16 protein-coding genes are annotated in these 15746 nt (G+C 63.3%); 3 read left to right on the plus strand and 13 right to left on the minus strand.

Annotation, left to right across the window (positions count from 1 at the left end):
* Positions 1-602: 602 nt before the first annotated feature.
* From ribB to DYZ14_RS21120, 4 genes are all read right to left on the minus strand, one after another.
* Positions 603-1703, minus strand: a complete 1101-nt coding sequence (gene ribB, locus DYZ14_RS21105; protein ID WP_154722526.1) for a 3,4-dihydroxy-2-butanone-4-phosphate synthase — start codon at positions 1701-1703, stop codon at positions 603-605.
* A gap of 13 nt (positions 1704-1716) precedes the next feature.
* Positions 1717-2811: a chorismate synthase gene (gene aroC, locus DYZ14_RS21110; RefSeq protein ID WP_154722527.1), complete on the minus strand. Its 1095-nt coding sequence runs from the start codon at positions 2809-2811 to the stop codon at positions 1717-1719.
* A 138-nt stretch (positions 2812-2949) separates the two neighbouring features.
* Positions 2950-5400, minus strand: a complete 2451-nt coding sequence (locus DYZ14_RS21115; protein WP_232365623.1) for a sensor domain-containing protein — start codon at positions 5398-5400, stop codon at positions 2950-2952.
* A 97-nt stretch (positions 5401-5497) separates the two neighbouring features.
* Positions 5498-5680, minus strand: coding sequence for a hypothetical protein (locus DYZ14_RS21120; protein ID WP_195950069.1), 183 nt, complete (start codon positions 5678-5680; stop codon positions 5498-5500).
* A 34-nt stretch (positions 5681-5714) separates the two neighbouring features.
* Here DYZ14_RS21120 and DYZ14_RS21125 point away from each other — a divergent pair, with 34 nt between their 5' ends.
* Entirely contained in the window at positions 5715-5975 is a 261-nt protein-coding gene (locus DYZ14_RS21125; protein WP_115671203.1) for a DUF1344 domain-containing protein, read from the plus strand.
* A gap of 20 nt (positions 5976-5995) precedes the next feature.
* On the opposite strand, the gene DYZ14_RS21130 is transcribed toward DYZ14_RS21125, so the two are convergent.
* The 4 genes from DYZ14_RS21130 to DYZ14_RS21145 all read right to left on the minus strand — a co-directional run bounded on the left by DYZ14_RS21130 (position 5996) and on the right by DYZ14_RS21145 (position 9459).
* Positions 5996-6586, minus strand: coding sequence for a histidine phosphatase family protein (locus DYZ14_RS21130; RefSeq protein ID WP_154722530.1), 591 nt, complete (start codon positions 6584-6586; stop codon positions 5996-5998).
* Positions 6587-6610: 24 nt separating this feature from the next.
* Complete coding sequence (gene fabI, locus DYZ14_RS21135; RefSeq protein ID WP_154722531.1) at positions 6611-7429, minus strand: enoyl-ACP reductase FabI; 819 nt, start codon at positions 7427-7429, stop codon at positions 6611-6613.
* Between the two features lie 123 nt (positions 7430-7552).
* A complete protein-coding gene (locus DYZ14_RS21140; protein WP_154722532.1) occupies positions 7553-8794 on the minus strand; it encodes a DnaJ C-terminal domain-containing protein in 1242 nt (413 codons plus the stop codon).
* Between the two features lie 215 nt (positions 8795-9009).
* On the minus strand, positions 9010-9459 hold the full coding sequence (locus DYZ14_RS21145; protein ID WP_269749463.1) for an RT0821/Lpp0805 family surface protein: 450 nt from the start codon (positions 9457-9459) through the stop codon (positions 9010-9012).
* A 66-nt stretch (positions 9460-9525) separates the two neighbouring features.
* On the opposite strand from DYZ14_RS21145, the gene pdxH reads away from it, so the two are divergent.
* Positions 9526-10146 carry a pyridoxamine 5'-phosphate oxidase gene (gene pdxH / locus DYZ14_RS21150; RefSeq protein WP_154722534.1) on the plus strand — a complete coding sequence of 207 codons (621 nt, stop codon included), beginning with the start codon at positions 9526-9528 and terminating at the stop codon, positions 10144-10146.
* 54 nt (positions 10147-10200) lie between these two features.
* Here the strand turns inward: pdxH and DYZ14_RS21155 are convergent, their stop codons facing one another.
* Positions 10201-11244 carry a polysaccharide deacetylase family protein gene (locus DYZ14_RS21155; protein ID WP_154722535.1) on the minus strand — a complete coding sequence of 348 codons (1044 nt, stop codon included), beginning with the start codon at positions 11242-11244 and terminating at the stop codon, positions 10201-10203.
* Positions 11245-11546: 302 nt separating this feature from the next.
* Here DYZ14_RS21155 and DYZ14_RS21160 point away from each other — a divergent pair, with 302 nt between their 5' ends.
* On the plus strand, positions 11547-12863 hold the full coding sequence (locus DYZ14_RS21160) for a D-alanyl-D-alanine carboxypeptidase (RefSeq protein ID WP_154722536.1): 1317 nt from the start codon (positions 11547-11549) through the stop codon (positions 12861-12863).
* A 62-nt stretch (positions 12864-12925) separates the two neighbouring features.
* On the opposite strand, the gene DYZ14_RS21165 is transcribed toward DYZ14_RS21160, so the two are convergent.
* The 4 genes from DYZ14_RS21165 to DYZ14_RS21180 all read right to left on the minus strand — a co-directional run bounded on the left by DYZ14_RS21165 (position 12926) and on the right by DYZ14_RS21180 (position 15548).
* Positions 12926-13213, minus strand: a complete 288-nt coding sequence (locus DYZ14_RS21165) for a type II toxin-antitoxin system RelE/ParE family toxin (RefSeq protein ID WP_154722537.1) — start codon at positions 13211-13213, stop codon at positions 12926-12928.
* Positions 13206-13394: a hypothetical protein gene (locus DYZ14_RS21170; protein ID WP_154722538.1), complete on the minus strand. Its 189-nt coding sequence runs from the start codon at positions 13392-13394 to the stop codon at positions 13206-13208. The genes DYZ14_RS21165 and DYZ14_RS21170 overlap by 8 nt, the downstream gene beginning before the upstream one ends.
* An 81-nt stretch (positions 13395-13475) precedes the next feature.
* Positions 13476-14891, minus strand: coding sequence for a metalloprotease TldD (gene tldD, locus DYZ14_RS21175; protein WP_154722539.1), 1416 nt, complete (start codon positions 14889-14891; stop codon positions 13476-13478).
* A gap of 132 nt (positions 14892-15023) precedes the next feature.
* The gene (locus tag DYZ14_RS21180) at positions 15024-15548 is read right to left on the minus strand and encodes an invasion associated locus B family protein (RefSeq protein WP_154722540.1); all 525 of its coding nucleotides are present in this window, start codon (positions 15546-15548) and stop codon (positions 15024-15026) included.
* Between the last annotated feature and the right edge of the window lie 198 nt (positions 15549-15746).

The raw sequence follows: 15746 nt of genomic DNA on the forward strand, positions 1-15746 counted from the left end.
GTCCGAGGTGAACTTCTCCAGCGATGGCGGCCGATCCTCGGCCCAACGGGTTGGAAACAGGCTTTCGCTCATCCTGCCCGTATAGCCGAGCAGGGGAGACACGTCATGCGTGAGAGCTAGATGTGGTTAACACCTGTGCGAACGGGATAAGCCTTTCCGCATATTCAGAATATAGATTCTGTTTGCAGAGTACCCCACGAGTGGAGCTGGCAGTCAACCGTTTATTCTCTAGGGCGTATCTGAAGATTTCGCGATGGCAGTCGGACTGAGTTGAGTGATGCAGCCTTGATGAAATTCCGGGGCCGCAGTGACCATCAAAGATCATGCATTTTTGCCGATGATCTTCACGGTGCCGCGCATCGGTTGGCAATGGAAGATCCGAAGCCGGCTTGTGAAAACCCGATGGCAGCCTGTGAGATAGAAGAATACCCCGCTGTAACCGAGGCGACCATGGCGGCAATCACACAGGGGCTGGCTGAAGCATTCAAGCGGTCCGCCGCAAGCTCGTTGGAGACCTAACCACGTGCGTACGGGGTTCTGCGGAAACGCTGAGCGAAGGTGCTGCTCGCTACCTGTAGCTGCGAGCGCTCCGGCCTCGCCCCTCAAACAATCTCCGTCGCGCTGATCCGGATACCAAAACCCTCCAGCCCGACATAATGCCGTTCGCGCGAGGCGAAGAGCCGGATCGAGCTGACGCCGAGGTCTTTGAGGATCTGCGCGCCAAGGCCGATTTCCAACCATTCGCTGTCGCGGGCCTGGGCCTGTTCGTGCGCCTCGCGTTCGTGAATGCCGGCGCGCGCCGTGGTCGAGACGCCGACGCCGACCGAGCCTTCGCGCAGGTAGACGATGACGCCGCGGCCCTTGGCGGCGATCTTCTTCATGATCTCGTCGATCTGGCGGTCCTTGCCGAACACGTCCTTGCCGACATGTTCCAGATGCAGGCGCACCGGAATGTCGACGCCGTCGCGGATGTCGCCGAAGACGACGGCGAGATGCTGCATCGGGTCCCAGGGCAGGGAATAGGCATGCGCCTTGGCCGGACCGTAGGGGGTCTCGATGCTGAAGCTCGAGGCGAGCTGGATCAAGGTTTCCTTGCGCTGGCGATAGGCGATGAGGTCGGCGACCGAGACGCGCTTGAGGCCATGCTCCTCGGCGAAGGCAAAGACCTCCGGCCCGTGCTTGACCGTGCCGTTGTCGTTGACCAGTTCGCCGATCACGCCGACCGGCGGCAGGCCGGCGAGCTTGCAGAGATCGACGGCGGCTTCGGTATGGCCGGAGCGCATGAGAACGCCGCCCTCGCGGGCGACCAGCGGGAAGATGTGGCCGGGACGGACGAAATCGGCCGGGCCGACATTCGGGTTGGCGAGATTGCGGACCGTCAGCGTGCGGTCCTCGGCGGAAATCCCGGTCGTCGTGCCGTGCTTGAAATCGACGGTGACGGTGAAGGCGGTGGTGTGGGCGCTGTCGTTTTCCGCGACCATGGCGTTGAGGTTGAGGCGCTTGGCCTCCTCCTTCGGCATGGGGGCGCAGACGATGCCCGAGGTATGGCGCACGATGAAGGCCATCTTCTCGGCGGTGCAATGCACGGCGGCGACGATCAGGTCGCCCTCGTTCTCGCGGTCGTCGTCATCGGTGACGACGACGATCTCGCCGGCCTCGAAGGCGCGGATGGCGTCGACGACGCGGCTCTGGTCATAGCTCATGGGAAAGTCCTCGTCACTTCAGTCGGCCGGTCTGGCCGCGGTCTCGCAAATAATGATCGGCAATGGCGCAGGCGAGCATCGCCTCGCCGACAGGAACCGCCCGGATCCCGACGCAGGGGTCGTGGCGGCCCTTGGTGCGCACGTCGACCTCGTTCATGTCGGCGTCGATCGAGCGCCGTTCGGTGAGGATCGACGAGGTCGGCTTGATGGCGAAGCGCGCCACGATCGGTTCGCCGGTTGAAATCCCGCCGAGAATGCCGCCGGCGTGGTTGGAGAGGAACATCGGCTCGCCGTCCGGCCCGATGCGCATCTCGTCGGCATTCTCCTCGCCGGTGATCTCGGCCGCGCCGAAGCCGTTGCCGATCTCGACGCCCTTGACCGCATTGATCGACATCAGCAGGCTGGCAATGTCCTGGTCAAGCTTGGCGTAGACCGGTGCGCCGATGCCGGCGGGCACGCCCTCCGCGACCACCTCGATCACCGCGCCGACCGAGGAGCCGGCCTTGCGGATCTCGTCGAGATAGGCCTCCCAGACGGGCACGATTTCCGGATCGGGGGCGAAAAACGGGTTTTCGCTCACCTGGGCCCAGTCCCAGTTGGTCCGGTTGATCTTGTGTTTGCCGATCTGCACCAGCGCGCCGCGAATGGTGACGCCGGGCACGACAAGGCGGGCAAGCGCGCCTGCGGCAACCCGGGCCGCCGTTTCGCGCGCCGAGGAGCGGCCGCCGCCGCGATAGTCGCGAATGCCGTATTTGACGTCATAGGTGTAGTCGGCATGGCCCGGCCGGTAGCGCTTGGAAATGTCGCCATAGTCCTTGGAGCGCTGGTCGGTGTTCTCGATCAAGAGCGAGATCGGCGTGCCGGTCGAAATCATCGAGCCGTCGTCCTGCGGCATGACGCCGGAGAGCACCTTGACCAGGTCCTCCTCACGCCGCTGCGTCACGAAGCGCGACTGGCCGGGCTTGCGCTTGTCGAGGAAGGACTGCAAGTCGTCGAGGGTGAAACGGATGCCGGGCGGGCAGCCGTCGACCACCGCGCCAAGCGCCGGCCCGTGGCTTTCGCCCCAGGTGGTGACGCGGAACAGGTGACCGAAGGTATTGTGCGACATGGCATATGCACCGGTGTTCGGGCGGCACTGGGATCTCACCATGCCGCCGCGGCTTTTGTTGGGGCTCACTCATAGTGGAAAAGGCCCGAGCGCGACAAGCCTTTCTTGGAAACGCTGCGTTCGGGATCTGTCGTCGTTTCACGACGCCTTGCGCTGCGGGAAACCCTTGGTGAAGCGGCTGAACTCGTCGAAGGGCAGGGGCTTGGCGAAGGCATAGCCCTGCAGGAAGTCGCAGCCGAGCTGGCGCAGCAGGCCGGCATGGTCGAGGCTCTCGACGCCTTCGGCCACGGTCTCTACGCCGAGCGAGCGGGCGATCTCGATGATCGAGCGCACCAGGGCGCGTTCCTGCGGCGCGTTGACGATCGGCATGACCAGCTGGCGGTCGATCTTCAGCCGCTTGGGCTTCAGCCGCAAGAGGCTGACGATCGAGGTATGGCCGGTGCCGAAATCGTCGATCTCGATGTCGATGCCGAGCGCTTTGATCTTCTCGATGTTCTCGGTGACGATGTCGTCGCTCTCGTCGAGGAAGATCGATTCCACCAGTTCAAAGCAGACAGTGCCGGGCGAAATGGCAAGGCCGTGCAATTGCTCGACCAGGGTGGAATCGTGCAGGCGCTTCGACGAGACGTTGACCGAGATGCGCGGCACCTTCACGCCGAGCGCCGTCCAGCGCATCTGGTCGCAGAGCGCCTTTTCCAGCACCAGCTGGTCGATCCTGGCCATGATGTTCAGTTCCTCGGCGACCTTGAGGAAATGGCCGGAGGCCAGCACGCCCTTGTCGGGATGGTTCCACCGCACCAAGGCCTCGGCGCCGGAGAGCTGCATCGTCGCGGCTTCCAGTTGCGGCTGGTACCAGACGGTGAATTCGTCGCGCTCGAGGCCGGTCAGGATCTCGTCGGCCATGCGCTTCTTGGAAACGATATTGGCCTGCAGGTCGGGGGTGAAGAATTCGAAGCAGTTTCGCCCCTTTTCCTTGGCCTGGTAGAGCGCGATGTCGGCATTGACCAGAACGCGGCGGGCGTCGGGCGCGATGCCGGCGGCTTGCGCGATGCCGATCGAAATGCCGCAGCGACAGGAAAAGCCCTCGAAATCGATCGGCTTGCTCATCTCCTCGATGATCCGCTCGCACAGTTGCGCGATCTCCTGGCCCGACGTCGCCCGGCGCGCCAGGATGACGAATTCGTCGCCGCCGATGCGCGCCACGAGATCGCCGCGCGGTACGGTGCGGGAAAGCACCCTGGCGGTGTGGACCAGCATGGCGTCGCCCGCGGCATGGCCGAGCGTGTCGTTGATCTCCTTGAAGCGGTCGAGGTCGAGATGGAGAATGGTGAACTTGACGCGATGACCCTGGCCCGCCTGGCTGAGCTCGTCGAGTTCGATGTCGAGCTTGCGGCGATTGGCGAGCGATGTCAGCGGATCGTGGAGCGCATTGAACTCGATCCGGTTCTTGGCCAGTTCCAGCTCGAGATTGCGGCTGTCGGCCTCCGCCTTGGCGGAGCGCAGCTGTTCGGCCAAAAGTGCATCCGCGGTCACGTCGAAGGCGATGCCGATGATCTTCTTCTTGCCGTCCCGGCCGACATGCACCTGACCGACGGAGCGGACATAGCGCAATTCGTTGTTGGGCAGCAGCACGCGCTGGATGGTGTTGACGGTGGTGCCGAAGCTCGTTGCCCGGTTGGTCGCGAGCAGGATCTCCTGCCGGTCGTCGGGATGAAGGGCCGAGAGCCATTGCTGGCGGGTCACCGGCTGATCGCTGAACGGCACATTGTACAACTGGTGCATCCGCTCGTCCCAATAGGCGGTGGTCGTCACCGGATCGCCTTCCCATATGCCGCAATTATAGGAGGCGAGCGCCAGGTCGAGCTTGTGGGAGAGTTCGGAAAGCTCGTGCTCGCGGCTGGAAAGCTCGTCGAGCGCCAGTTCCAGCTCGGCATTCTTGATATCGCTTGTCGCCTTCGCCGCACGCAGCGCCTGGGTAAACAGCGTGTCATTGGTGACATCCCAGACGATGCCGGTCAATCGCCGGGTGTCGGGGTTGCCGCTCGAATGGGCGCCGACAGATCGCAGGTGCCTCGTCGTGCCGTCCGGCAGCGTAATACGGTAGGTGATGTCCCAGCTGGCGGTCGAGCCGCCATGCAGCCTGTCGAAGAAGGCCGCCTCGATAGCCTGAACATCGTCGGAATGGATGACCTTGTACCAGTGGGCAAGGCGATCGCGGCCTTCGCTGGCCTCAAAGCCGTGCAGCGCGGCGGCGCGCGCATCCCAGGACAAGATGTCCTCGGCTTCGGAGACTTCCCATATCCCGATATTGGCCGTCTCCATGGCGAGGTTGAAGCGACGTGAAAGGTCGAGCAGCTTCTCCTCGCGGCCCTCCAGCTTGACGATGTTGCGATTGCGTTCGCGCAGCAGATAGAGGCTGAAAAGCAGCGGAATGATCATGGCGAGGCCGGCGGCGACGCTGCTGCGCAGGTCGAGGACCAACCCGGCGATGACGATCGTCAGGCCGACGATGACAAGGCCGATGAGGAACACGCCCGCGCCCGGCGTCTGGCCTCCGTCGCGGTGCCGGTTTCGATTGAAAACTCTCAAGTCAGGATATTCCCCAGGTTTGTGAGGCAAGCCTAAAGGGCGGCGGTTAATATAGAATTGAATCCAGCAGTAGTGTCGGCGTGCCAATACATTCGCGTCAAAGGTGGATCGGCGGTTCATTGCGCGCGGCTGGCGAAACTCGCACTAAAAGTGGTGTAAAGCCTGCGATATCCGTTTCGCCTGCTTGAACGGCGGCGTTTTTCCGTTCATCAATCGCACCGAAAAAGTCACTATTGCGGGCAATTTTTGCCACATTCTGGAGGCCTATTTTGACACTCAAGCTCAATCCGTCGAGAATGGCAAAGGTAACCCGCATGCGTATGATGATTGCAGTGCTTCTGGCGACAGCGAGCTTTCTCTCGCCGCTCAGCGTGCTGGCGGGCAGCGACGATGTCGAGGCGACCATCAAGGCGGTCAATGTCGACGGCCTGAGCCTGATGCTCGATGACGGGAAAACCTATTCGCTGCCGGAGGAGTTCAATTTCGACGGGCTCGAAAGCGGCGTGAAAGTCATCGTGTTCTACACCGAGGTCGACGGCAAACGCGTCGTCGATGATCTGGAAATCGTCCAGTAGGGTAAGGGTTCAAGGGCTCGTCAGAGCCAGCCGATCAGCCCGCCGTCGCGGTCGATCTTGAGCACACGGTCCTGCGGCACGTTCATGTCGCAGGCCTTGTTGCCGCTCCAGCCGCCGACAATGCGAAACACGCTGCGGACGATGCCGCCATGGCTGACGCAGACGGTCGGCCGATCCACCGACTTCAACCAGGCCCCGACCCGCCATGACAGGATCTCGTAGCTCTCGGCCTGCTCGCCCGGCGGGATGAAGTCCCATTTATGCCGCGCTCTGGCCTCGACCCGCTCAGGCATGACACGCTGCAGTTCCGGGATTGTCGATCCCTCCCAATCGCCGAAGGACAGCTCGACCAGCCGGGTGTCGGTGCGGTAGGCCAGAGGATCGAGACCCATGGCGGCGCGCACGCGCTCCATGGTCTCGCGGGTCCGGCCGAGAGGCGAGGCGACATAGTCGAAGGCGGCAGCGCCGTCGCCGAGTTCCTCCGCCAGGCGGACACCGTTTTCGGTCGCCTGGCGTCGCCCGTTCTCGTTGAGGCCGATGTCCTTCTGCCCTTGCAGCCGGCCCTCGGCGTTCCAGTCGGTCTGGCCGTGACGGATCAGATAGATGAGCACGGCATGCGACCTCGAGCGAGAGAACTATTCCTTGGCGACGCTGATATCCGGCGCATCCACGGCCTTCATGCCGACGGTGTGATAGCCGGAATCGACATGGTGGACCTCGCCGGTCACGCCGGTCGACAGGTCGGACAGGAGATACATGCCCGAGCGTCCGACTTCGTCCGTCGTCACGTTGCGCTTCAGCGGCGAGTTGTACTCGTTCCACTTCAGGATGTAGCGGAAGTCGCCGATGCCGGAAGCGGCCAGCGTCTTGATCGGGCCGGCCGAGATGGCGTTGACGCGAATGCCGCGGCCGCCCATGTCGACGGCGAGGTAACGCACCGAAGCCTCGAGCGCGGCCTTGGCGACGCCCATGACGTTATAGTGCGGCATGACCTTCTCGGCGCCGTAATAGGTGAGCGTGATGATCGAGCCGCCGTCGTTCATGATCTTCTCGGCGCGTGCCGCGACAGCGGTGAACGAGTAGACCGAAATGTCCATCGTCCGGGCAAAGTTGTCGCGCGTCGTCTCGATATAGCGGCCGGTCAGTTCGTCCTTGTCGGAAAAGGCGATGGCGTGCACGACGAAGTCGATCTTGCCCCACTTGTCCTCGAGATTCTTGAAGACCGCGTCGATGCTGTCCAGATTGGTGACGTCGCAGTCGCCCGCCATGAAGGCATCGAGTTCCTGGGCCAGCGGTTCGACGCGCTTCTTCAGCGCTTCGCCCTGCCAGGTGAAGGCAATTTCGGCTCCCTGTTCATGACAGGCCTTGGCGATACCCCATGCGATCGAGCGATTGTTTGCGACGCCCATGATGATGCCGCGCTTGCCTGCCATGAGGCCGGAACCTTGAACCATGTTCTGCTTCCTTGAGACTTTCAGTTGAACCTGCCTATGGCATAGCCCGCATCACGGTTCAAGATTGGACCGGATCATCAACTGTAAGGCAGCGTAACAAAGGGTGTGGTCGTTACAAATACTTCACAAAAACAGGCCTTCGCGCATGACGCGCATCAAATCCGTGACCTTGTCGTCGGGCTTTTCCCACAGCATGACGCGCAGTTCGACGACCAGCGCGCCGCGTCCGCCCTCGTCGTTCGGCAGGCCGAGGTCGTCGATCCGGATCACCTGGTCCGAACTCGACCAGGCCGGAACCGAAATGTCGAGAGGGCCGTTCGGCGTGTCGACCTTGGCGTCGCAGCCGAGCACCGCATTCTCCAGCGTGATCGGCAGGGCGGTCTTCAGGTCATAGCCGTCGACCGTGAATTTCTCGTCCTTCGCCACCCGCAGGGTGACCGCCACGTCGCCGCGGCCCATGCCCGGCAGCTTCAGGCCTTGGCCCTTCAGCCGCACCATATGGCCCTGGGTGACGCCGCCTTCGAGCGGAACGCGCAGTTCGCGGCCATCGGACAGCGTGATCGGGACGGGCTTCTGAGCCAGGAGGTCGTCGATCGTGACGGTTGCCTCGACCACCAGGTCGGGCGCCTTTTCCGGCGGCGGCTGGACGCCGCGGATCCGCCGGACGAGCGAGCTCAACAACTCGATCGGTGCCAGGATCGATGCTGGCTTGACGGTGCCGGACGGTTCGCCACCGTCGGCGCGCTCGGCTTCCGCCTCCACCTCTCGTTTCAGCGTCTCCGCCGCTGCCGCCGCCTCGGGCGTGTCGCCGAAGATGCGCGAGACCAGGTCTTCGGGGCTCTCCCCGGCGACATGGGGCTTGCCCTGGGCCTGGGCTTGAGGCTGGGCCTGAAATTGGGGTTGAGGCTGGGCTTGAGCCTGTGTCGCGTTGGGCTGGGACTTTTCCGACCTCGCTTGCGCGGCCTGTGGTGCCTGTGCCTGAGATTGGGCTTGGGCCTGGGCCAGTTTGTCGGCCTTGGCCTTTTCCGCTTCGGCGCGGGCAAGTTCGGCGAGGATGCGCTCGGCATTGGCCTTGGCGACCTTGGCCTTCTCGGCCGCCTCGCGGGCATTTTGCCGCTGCTGCATGATCGTCTGCTCGCGCGCAAGCGCCTCGACCTTGTCGCGTTGCTGGTCGTAACGGGTGCGCTTTTCCGGATCCTTCAGCACCTCATAGGCGCGGCCGACCTCGGTGAAGCGGCGATTGGCGTCGGGGTCGTCGCGATTCTGGTCGGGATGCACGCTTTTCGCCTTCATCCGCCAGGCGGACTTGATCTCCTCGGCTCCCGCATCGCGCTTTACGCCGAGCACTGAATAGAAATCGCGCATCTAGGCCACCAATTGACAATGGACCGCGCATCACAGCCCCAAAAGCCGATGCGCCGGCAAGAAAACAGGTACCGACACGCCTTTGTTCCGGCGGTGCGGTTTTATATGCCGGGGAGTATGGCAAGAAGTTGCTAATCAGTGGTTACGCCCGCACTGCGGGCCGGGGGCCGGACTGTGCCTGTCCGGTACGCCAAGCCCGGGCCGAAGGAGCCGGATCACGGCTTGCGGTCGAAGCTCATCAATTGCCACTGACCGGAGCCCGCCGTGCAGGTCTTGCCGGAGAAATAGGCGATGCCTTCATAGGAGTGGCGGGTGGTCGAGAAGTCGCGGCAGACCACGCCATCGGTCTTCTTTTCATTGATCGCAGTGACCACGCCGGCGCTGCCGGTCGATGCATTGGCCCAGGGAAGCGGGCTGCCGGTCCGCGAGAGATCGGCGGAAGACACGGCGTTCTGTACCGTCAGTTCGTCGGAGCGACCTTCCTCGGTCTTCTTCGTCGAGATGGTGCTGGTGGAAATCGAACGGTCGACATCGGCGCCGAACAGGTCCATGCCGCCGCCAAAGCAACCGTAAAGCGGCAGCGTCGCGGCGAGAACGACGAGTATTCCGCGCTTACCCAGAGGCGCGCTCTTTTTGCGCTCGTTCGACTTTGCTATGTCTCTCAACAGACGTCCTGTCCGGTGCTTCGCCCCTGGGCAATGATGATGAAGTTCGGGAGCCATTGAATCAATATGTCAGAAACTGGGTTAACAAGCGGTGACTTCACCGAGGAAAGCGAACCCTTCGCACTTTTCGGCTCCTGGCTGAAGGATGCCGAGGCCTCGGAGCTCAACGATCCGAACGCCGTCGCGGTGGCCACCGTCGACGAAAACGGCTTGCCGAACGTGCGGATGGTTCTGCTCAAGGATTTCGACAACCGGGGATTTGTCTTCTACACGAATTTCGAGAGCCAGAAGGGACAGGAAATTCTCGGCCAGAAAAAGGCGGCCATGTGCTTTCACTGGAAATCGCTGCGCCGCCAGGTGCGTTTGCGCGGCGAGGTCGAAGTCGTGTCGGACGAAGAGGCTGACGCCTATTACCAGTCCCGCCCGCTCGGCAGCCGCATCGGTGCCTGGGCCTCCAAGCAGTCGCGCCCGCTCGAAGGCCGCTTTGCGCTGGAAAAGGCGGTCGCAGAATACACCGCTCGCTACGCGCTCGGCAATGTCCCTCGTCCGCCTCACTGGTCAGGCTTCCGCATCAAGCCCACCTCGATCGAGTTCTGGCACGACCGCAAGTTTCGCCTGCACGACCGCATCGAATTCCGTCGCGAAACGCCGGATGCGCCGTGGCACAAGGTGCGGATGTATCCCTGAGCGGTGAACCTGCGACCGTCCCCCGGTCCACCTGCGGCGCGGACGGTCAGCCGATCAGCCGGTCAGGCGGAAGGGGATGCCGGAGGCGAGCGCGGCGACGTAGCGCGGCTTCTGGTACAGGCCGTTGAGCGATATGCGCGGCAGGAGCAGGGGCTCGGCCAGCGTGTCTTTGTCGATGGTCGAAGCCCGGGTGGTCACGGCCAGCGTAAAGCCGGCCCTGGCGGCAAGCGTGGCGACACGTCGGGTGGCGCTGCGCTGATCGCCATAGGGATAGGCCAGGCTCCTCGGCCGCTGGCCGACGAGCGCCTCGACGTAGTCGGCACTGCCGGAAAGTTCGCTCAGCAGTTCCGCATCCCCGAGAAAATCCAGTGCCCGGTGACTGATCGTGTGGGCGCCGAGATGGGCCAGCGGGTGGCGCGCCAGAGCCTGAAGCTCTTCGGCCGTCATCACCAGATTCGCCACGATCGCGGCCGGGTCGATCCCGACGCTTCGCGCGGCTGAATCGAGCCGGGTAATCGCCAGGCTTTCCTGGGGCCCGCAGATGGCCTGCGAGAGCTCGCCAAAGACTGCCCGCTTGGCGGCGAGGGTCTCGACCTTGTGGGTAATCGGTCCGCTGTCGGTCTCGATGGTGAATTTTTCGGTTGCGTTCAGCAATGCCTCGGCGGTTTCCCACCACATCGTGTGGCTGCGCTCCGAAAAGCCCTTGGTGACGAACACCGTGAACGGCACGCCGTGGCGCTCGAACACGGGCAGGGCATGTTCGGCATTGTCGCGATAACCGTCGTCGAGGGTGAAGACGGCAAAGGGCCTTCCGTCTGCCTCGTTTCTCGGCATGGCAAGCAAGTCGTCGAGCGCCAGGAAGCGATAGCCCTCGGCCTTTAGCCGTCGGATCGCCGCGTCGAGAAAGTCCGGCGTGACCTCCAGATGACCATTGGCTGCGAACGGCCGCGGCGAGTAGGGCCGCACATGATGCAGGGTGAAGACGGCGCCGAGGCCTCGCGCCGCGCTGAAGGCGCCCAGGCGACTGATAAGGTGGGATACCTCGAGCCCGCCGGTGATCGCAGCGGTGCGCACGAGGCCCTTGAGGGTGGCCTTCATCGTCTTTCCATTCTCCCGCCCCGTCGGCTTCTGGTGCCCGACACGATTTTCGCCACCCAGACTTGCACATGCCGGTTAAACCTTGCTTTATCCGTCGTGGCGGCTTTCCCACGCAAGCCCCGCGATATGGTCACCCGCTATCAACCTTTCGTTTACTTATATCGTAAAACTTTCGGTTAACTCTTGTGGATCGCCTTCAGGCTTGCACGATTGTCGCCCCATTCTTGTACTAGCAAGCGCCATCGCCATTCGCGCCGACCGTCCGGGGCCTTCGTTCAAGCCCGCCGCCTTTTGGAGGAATTATGCAGAAGTTGTTGATCGCGCTTTCGTTTTTGCTGACGGTCGCCTCGTTTTCGACCACTGCATCCGCCGGAAGCGCCCAACTTCTCCTCGATGCCCGCACCGGCGAGGTTCTCGCCTCGGAAAATCCCGACAGTCTCAATCATCCGGCCTCGCTGACGAAAATGATGACGCTGTACATGACCTTCGAGGCAATTCGCCGCGGCGAACTATCCTGGGACAGCCGGGTGCCCTTCTCGAAATATGCCGCATCTCGTCCCCCGACCAAGCTTCGGGTCAAGGCGGGCGATGCCATCACCGTCAAGGAAGCGGTTCTCGGCCTGATCGTGCAGTCGGCCAATGACGCCGCGGCCGCCTTGGCGGAAAAGCTCGGCGGCAGCGAAAGCGCCTTTGCCGCCGAGATGACGCGCAAGGCGCGCGCGCTCGGCATGGCCAAGACGACCTTCGTCAACGCCTCGGGCCTTCCCGATGCCCGCCAGATCACCACGGCGCGTGACATGTCGACCCTCGGTATCGCGCTGCTGCGCGACTTTCCCGAAGAATACAAGCTGTTCAACACCAAGAGCTTCGCCTTCCGCGGCCGCACCATCAACGGCCATAACAACCTGATGTACCGCTACAAGGGCATGGACGGCATCAAGACCGGCTATACCAATGCGTCCGGCTTCAATCTCGTCAGCGCCGTCCGGGACGGCAACCGCCGGGTGATCGGCGTGGTCATGGGCGGCCGTTCAGCCGCGAGCCGCGACAAGATCATGGAAAAGCTGATCGCCGGCAATATCGCCAGGGCATCGGGCGGAACGCAACTGCTGGCCAGCAACTCGACCCGCGTCGGCATGGATCTGGCCCGCCTCGGCGACAATGTGCCGGTTCCCGCCCCGCGCCAGGATGCGGTTGCTGCCGTGATCGGCCTGGCGAGCGCGAGCCCGGTCGCTGCGTCGACGCTTGGCACGGCCTATGCCCAGCCGGTCGAGGTGGCTGCCGCTGCCGTCGCCAGCGATGTGGCGCCGCTGAACCCTCAGGCGGAAATTCCGCTCGCACAGCCCGCGGCTGCAACCGCCAAGGCCCGCGGCTGGCAGATCCAGATCGCTGCCGCCTCCAGTGCCGAACTGGCAATGGATCTGCTTGCCGACGCCAAGGCCAAGATCGGCGGGGCGCTCGCCGATCGCGACACCTATACCGAAGCCGTCACCCGCGACGGCTCGACCTTCTACCGCGCCCGCTTCACCGGCTTTGCCAGCAAGACGGAGGCCCGCTCGGCCTGCGACCAGCTGGTCAAGAACCGCTATGATTGCGTGTTGATGCCGGCCCGGGGCTGACGGGTTACTTGATTAGTGCCTGAGGGCCCGCTATCCGCGTGGCACGGTTGGGTGCCTGCGGCTCAATCGAGACGGTCCGGCCATTTCCGTGCTGTGTGGAGGATCGTAAGGATTTCGATGGTCGCCTGCACGCGGTAGACGATGATGTACGGCGTGCCTGCGACAACGAGTTCGCGCGTCTTGGCGACCCGACCCCGCCGTCCGATTTCCGGATGATAGGCCAGGAAAGCTGCAGCTTCCACCAGTCTTCGCACGATTGTCTCGGCCGAGCGTGGGCTGTCCTCGGCGATATACGAGCCTATGTCGTCGAGATCCTGAGCCGCAGTTTGCGTCCAGCGAACCTCATCCATTCGAAACGAATTTGCGGATGACCGCTTTTACCGTCTCGTGAGAAGCAAATCGCCCTTCGTCGGCGTCCTTGAGGCCGGCCTCGATCTTCTTGCGCTGCCATGCCTCGACCTCTGCGCTGGCGGTCTCTTCGACCGGAAACGCCAGTTCGTCAAAGGGAATGTGCGGCGGTACGTGGTTCATAATATCTAGTATGCCAGATCCCGGAAAAGTTGCAATCCGACGCGAAGGCCTCAAATCAGAGTGCGACCCGGACCGCGCCCCTCAGGCCCTTGTCCCGCCGACCGTCACCTGGTCCATCCTCAGATGCGGCTGGCCGACGCCGACCGGAACCCATTGGCCGGCCTTGCCGCAATTGCCGATGCCCTTGTCGAGCGCCATGTCGTTGCCGACCATGGAAATGCGCTTCATCGCATCCGGACCGTTGCCGATCAGCATGGCGCCCTTGACCGGCGCGCCGATCTTGCCGTCCTCGATCATGTAGGCCTCGGTGCAGCCAAAGACGAACTTGCCCGAGGTGATGTCGACCTGGCCGCCGCCGAAGGAGACGGCATAGATGCCGCGTTTGACCGACGCGATGATCTCTTCCGGGCTCTTGTCGCCCGACAGCATGTAGGTGTTGGTCATGCGCGGCATCGGCTGGTGTGAATAGCCCTGGCGGCGCCCGTTGCCGGTCGCCTTCATGCCCATCAGACGGGCGTTCTGCCGGTCCTGCATGTAGCCGACCAGACGACCGTTCTCGATCAGCACATTATAGCCTGAGGGCGTGCCCTCGTCGTCGACGGTGATCGAGCCGCGCCGCGCATCGATCGTGCCGTCGTCGACCACGGTCACCCCGGGGGCGGCGACCATCTCGCCCATCAGGCCGGCAAAGGCCGAGGTCTTCTTGCGGTTGAAGTCGCCTTCCAGCCCGTGGCCGACTGCCTCGTGCAGCATGACGCCCGGCCAGCCATTGCCGAGCACCACGTCCATGGTGCCGGCCGGCGCGTCGATCGCCTCGAGATTGACCAATGCCTGACGCAGCGCCTCGTCGGCGCCGTGCTGCCAGCTCTCTTGCGTGAGGAAGTCGGAAAAGGCCATGCGACCGCCCGTGCCATAGGAGCCGCTCTCCTGGCGATCGCCTTTGCCGGCGACGACGGAAATGTTGATCCGCGTCATCGGTCGGATGTCGCGCACCCGGTGGCCGTCGGCCCGCAGGATTTCCACCACCTGCCAGCTCGCGGCGATCGAGGCGGTGACCTGGCGCACGGTATCGCCCTTGCCGCGCAGATAGGCGTCGATCTCGGCGAGCAGCTTGACCTTCTCCTCGAAGGAAGGCGCGCCGATCGGATTGCCTTCGCCATAGAGCTTGGCATTGGTGCGCTGCGGGGCGCTCGCATAGGAACCGGAATAGCCATGGGTCACAGCGCCCACCGCATCAGCCGCACGCGAAAGGGCGGCGAGCGAAAGCTCTCCCGCATGGGCATAGCCGACCGCTTCGCCCGCCACCGCGCGCAGGCCAAAACCATGGTCTGTGTTGAAACTGCCGCCTTTCAGGCGCCCGTTGTCGAAGGTCAGTGATTCTGCCTGGGCATGTTCGACGAACAGCTCCCCGTCGTCGGCGTTTGCCAGCGCTTTCGACACATGCTGACGCAGCGTCATTTCGTCGCAGTCGAACAGGCCGAGAAGGTCTTCAGTCATCGAAATCTCCTTGCGATACATAGCTCCGATGTAGGCGCATTGCGATGCGCCGACAAGGTTCGACCGGAGCCAGGGCCCCGGTCGCACATCACTTTATGGAGAAGGTTGCGGGCAATCGGCCTGCCGGTGTTCTCAGGGCAGCTTGTCATAGCCTTCGGCGAAGCCGGCAAGCTCGATCGGGATACCGACCCGGTCCTGGTCGGCTGACTCGCGCAAGGCAAAAACGGCGCTCTTGCCGGCGCGCAAGATCTTCATCAGTTCCTCGTCGATCTCGACCTCGACATAGCAGCCCTCGGAGAAGCAGCGGGTGAAATAGGCCCGGCCGATATTGTTGCCATCGACATAAAGCTCCATGCCGTCCTTAAGCAGAACGCCGAGCGGGGCGAGGATTCGCAGGATCTTGGCCTTGCGATCGGCAGTTTTCAGCACCACCACCGACAAGCCCACTTCGGGGCGGTCCTCGGCGATGACATTCTGCATCAGCGCGCATTGCTCGGCGGAGGCGCCCGCCGGCGTATCGCAGATTACCGACCATGCGCCATGGTTGGAGCGGATGGTGCCGGGCTGCTGCTGCTGGGCGCCGGCCGGGGCGACGAGCGCCGCAATGGCGACGGCGCTTGCAACCAGGCCCGTCCGGTAAAGTCTAGGAAGACCCATGGGTACCTCTGGAAATCGAATCATCCCTGACATTCATGGCGTCCGGGCGGGCAAAATGAAAGCCCCGACCCCGTGTTTTCCAAGGGAGTGAGGCTTAATTGCGGCCATTCCGGCAGCCGGGCGGCTCGTCGGGGAGGGGCGGCCTTCATTGGTGGTGGACGGTTTCAGAGCGGAATTGATGAAGCGCAAAAATGCCGC

Source organism: Ciceribacter sp. T2.26MG-112.2, from assembly GCF_900492205.1.
Classification (GTDB): domain Bacteria; phylum Pseudomonadota; class Alphaproteobacteria; order Rhizobiales; family Rhizobiaceae; genus Allorhizobium; species Allorhizobium naphthalenivorans_A.

What these genes read in the sequence shown, in the direction of transcription:
- ribB (WP_154722526.1), bottom strand. Translation starts at nt 1,703, where the DNA reads ATGAGCTATGACCAGAGCCGCGTCGTCGACGCCATCCGCGCCTTCGAG.
- aroC (WP_154722527.1), bottom strand. Translation starts at nt 2,811, where the DNA reads ATGTCGCACAATACCTTCGGTCACCTGTTCCGCGTCACCACCTGGGGC.
- DYZ14_RS21125 (WP_115671203.1), top strand. Translation starts at nt 5,715, where the DNA reads ATGCGTATGATGATTGCAGTGCTTCTGGCGACAGCGAGCTTTCTCTCG.
- fabI (WP_154722531.1), bottom strand. Translation starts at nt 7,429, where the DNA reads ATGGTTCAAGGTTCCGGCCTCATGGCAGGCAAGCGCGGCATCATCATG.
- DYZ14_RS21140 (WP_154722532.1), bottom strand. Translation starts at nt 8,794, where the DNA reads ATGCGCGATTTCTATTCAGTGCTCGGCGTAAAGCGCGATGCGGGAGCC.
- pdxH (WP_154722534.1), top strand. Translation starts at nt 9,526, where the DNA reads ATGTCAGAAACTGGGTTAACAAGCGGTGACTTCACCGAGGAAAGCGAA.
- DYZ14_RS21155 (WP_154722535.1), bottom strand. Translation starts at nt 11,244, where the DNA reads ATGAAGGCCACCCTCAAGGGCCTCGTGCGCACCGCTGCGATCACCGGC.
- DYZ14_RS21160 (WP_154722536.1), top strand. Translation starts at nt 11,547, where the DNA reads ATGCAGAAGTTGTTGATCGCGCTTTCGTTTTTGCTGACGGTCGCCTCG.
- DYZ14_RS21165 (WP_154722537.1), bottom strand. Translation starts at nt 13,213, where the DNA reads ATGGATGAGGTTCGCTGGACGCAAACTGCGGCTCAGGATCTCGACGAC.
- DYZ14_RS21170 (WP_154722538.1), bottom strand. Translation starts at nt 13,394, where the DNA reads ATGAACCACGTACCGCCGCACATTCCCTTTGACGAACTGGCGTTTCCG.
- tldD (WP_154722539.1), bottom strand. Translation starts at nt 14,891, where the DNA reads ATGACTGAAGACCTTCTCGGCCTGTTCGACTGCGACGAAATGACGCTG.
- DYZ14_RS21180 (WP_154722540.1), bottom strand. Translation starts at nt 15,548, where the DNA reads ATGGGTCTTCCTAGACTTTACCGGACGGGCCTGGTTGCAAGCGCCGTC.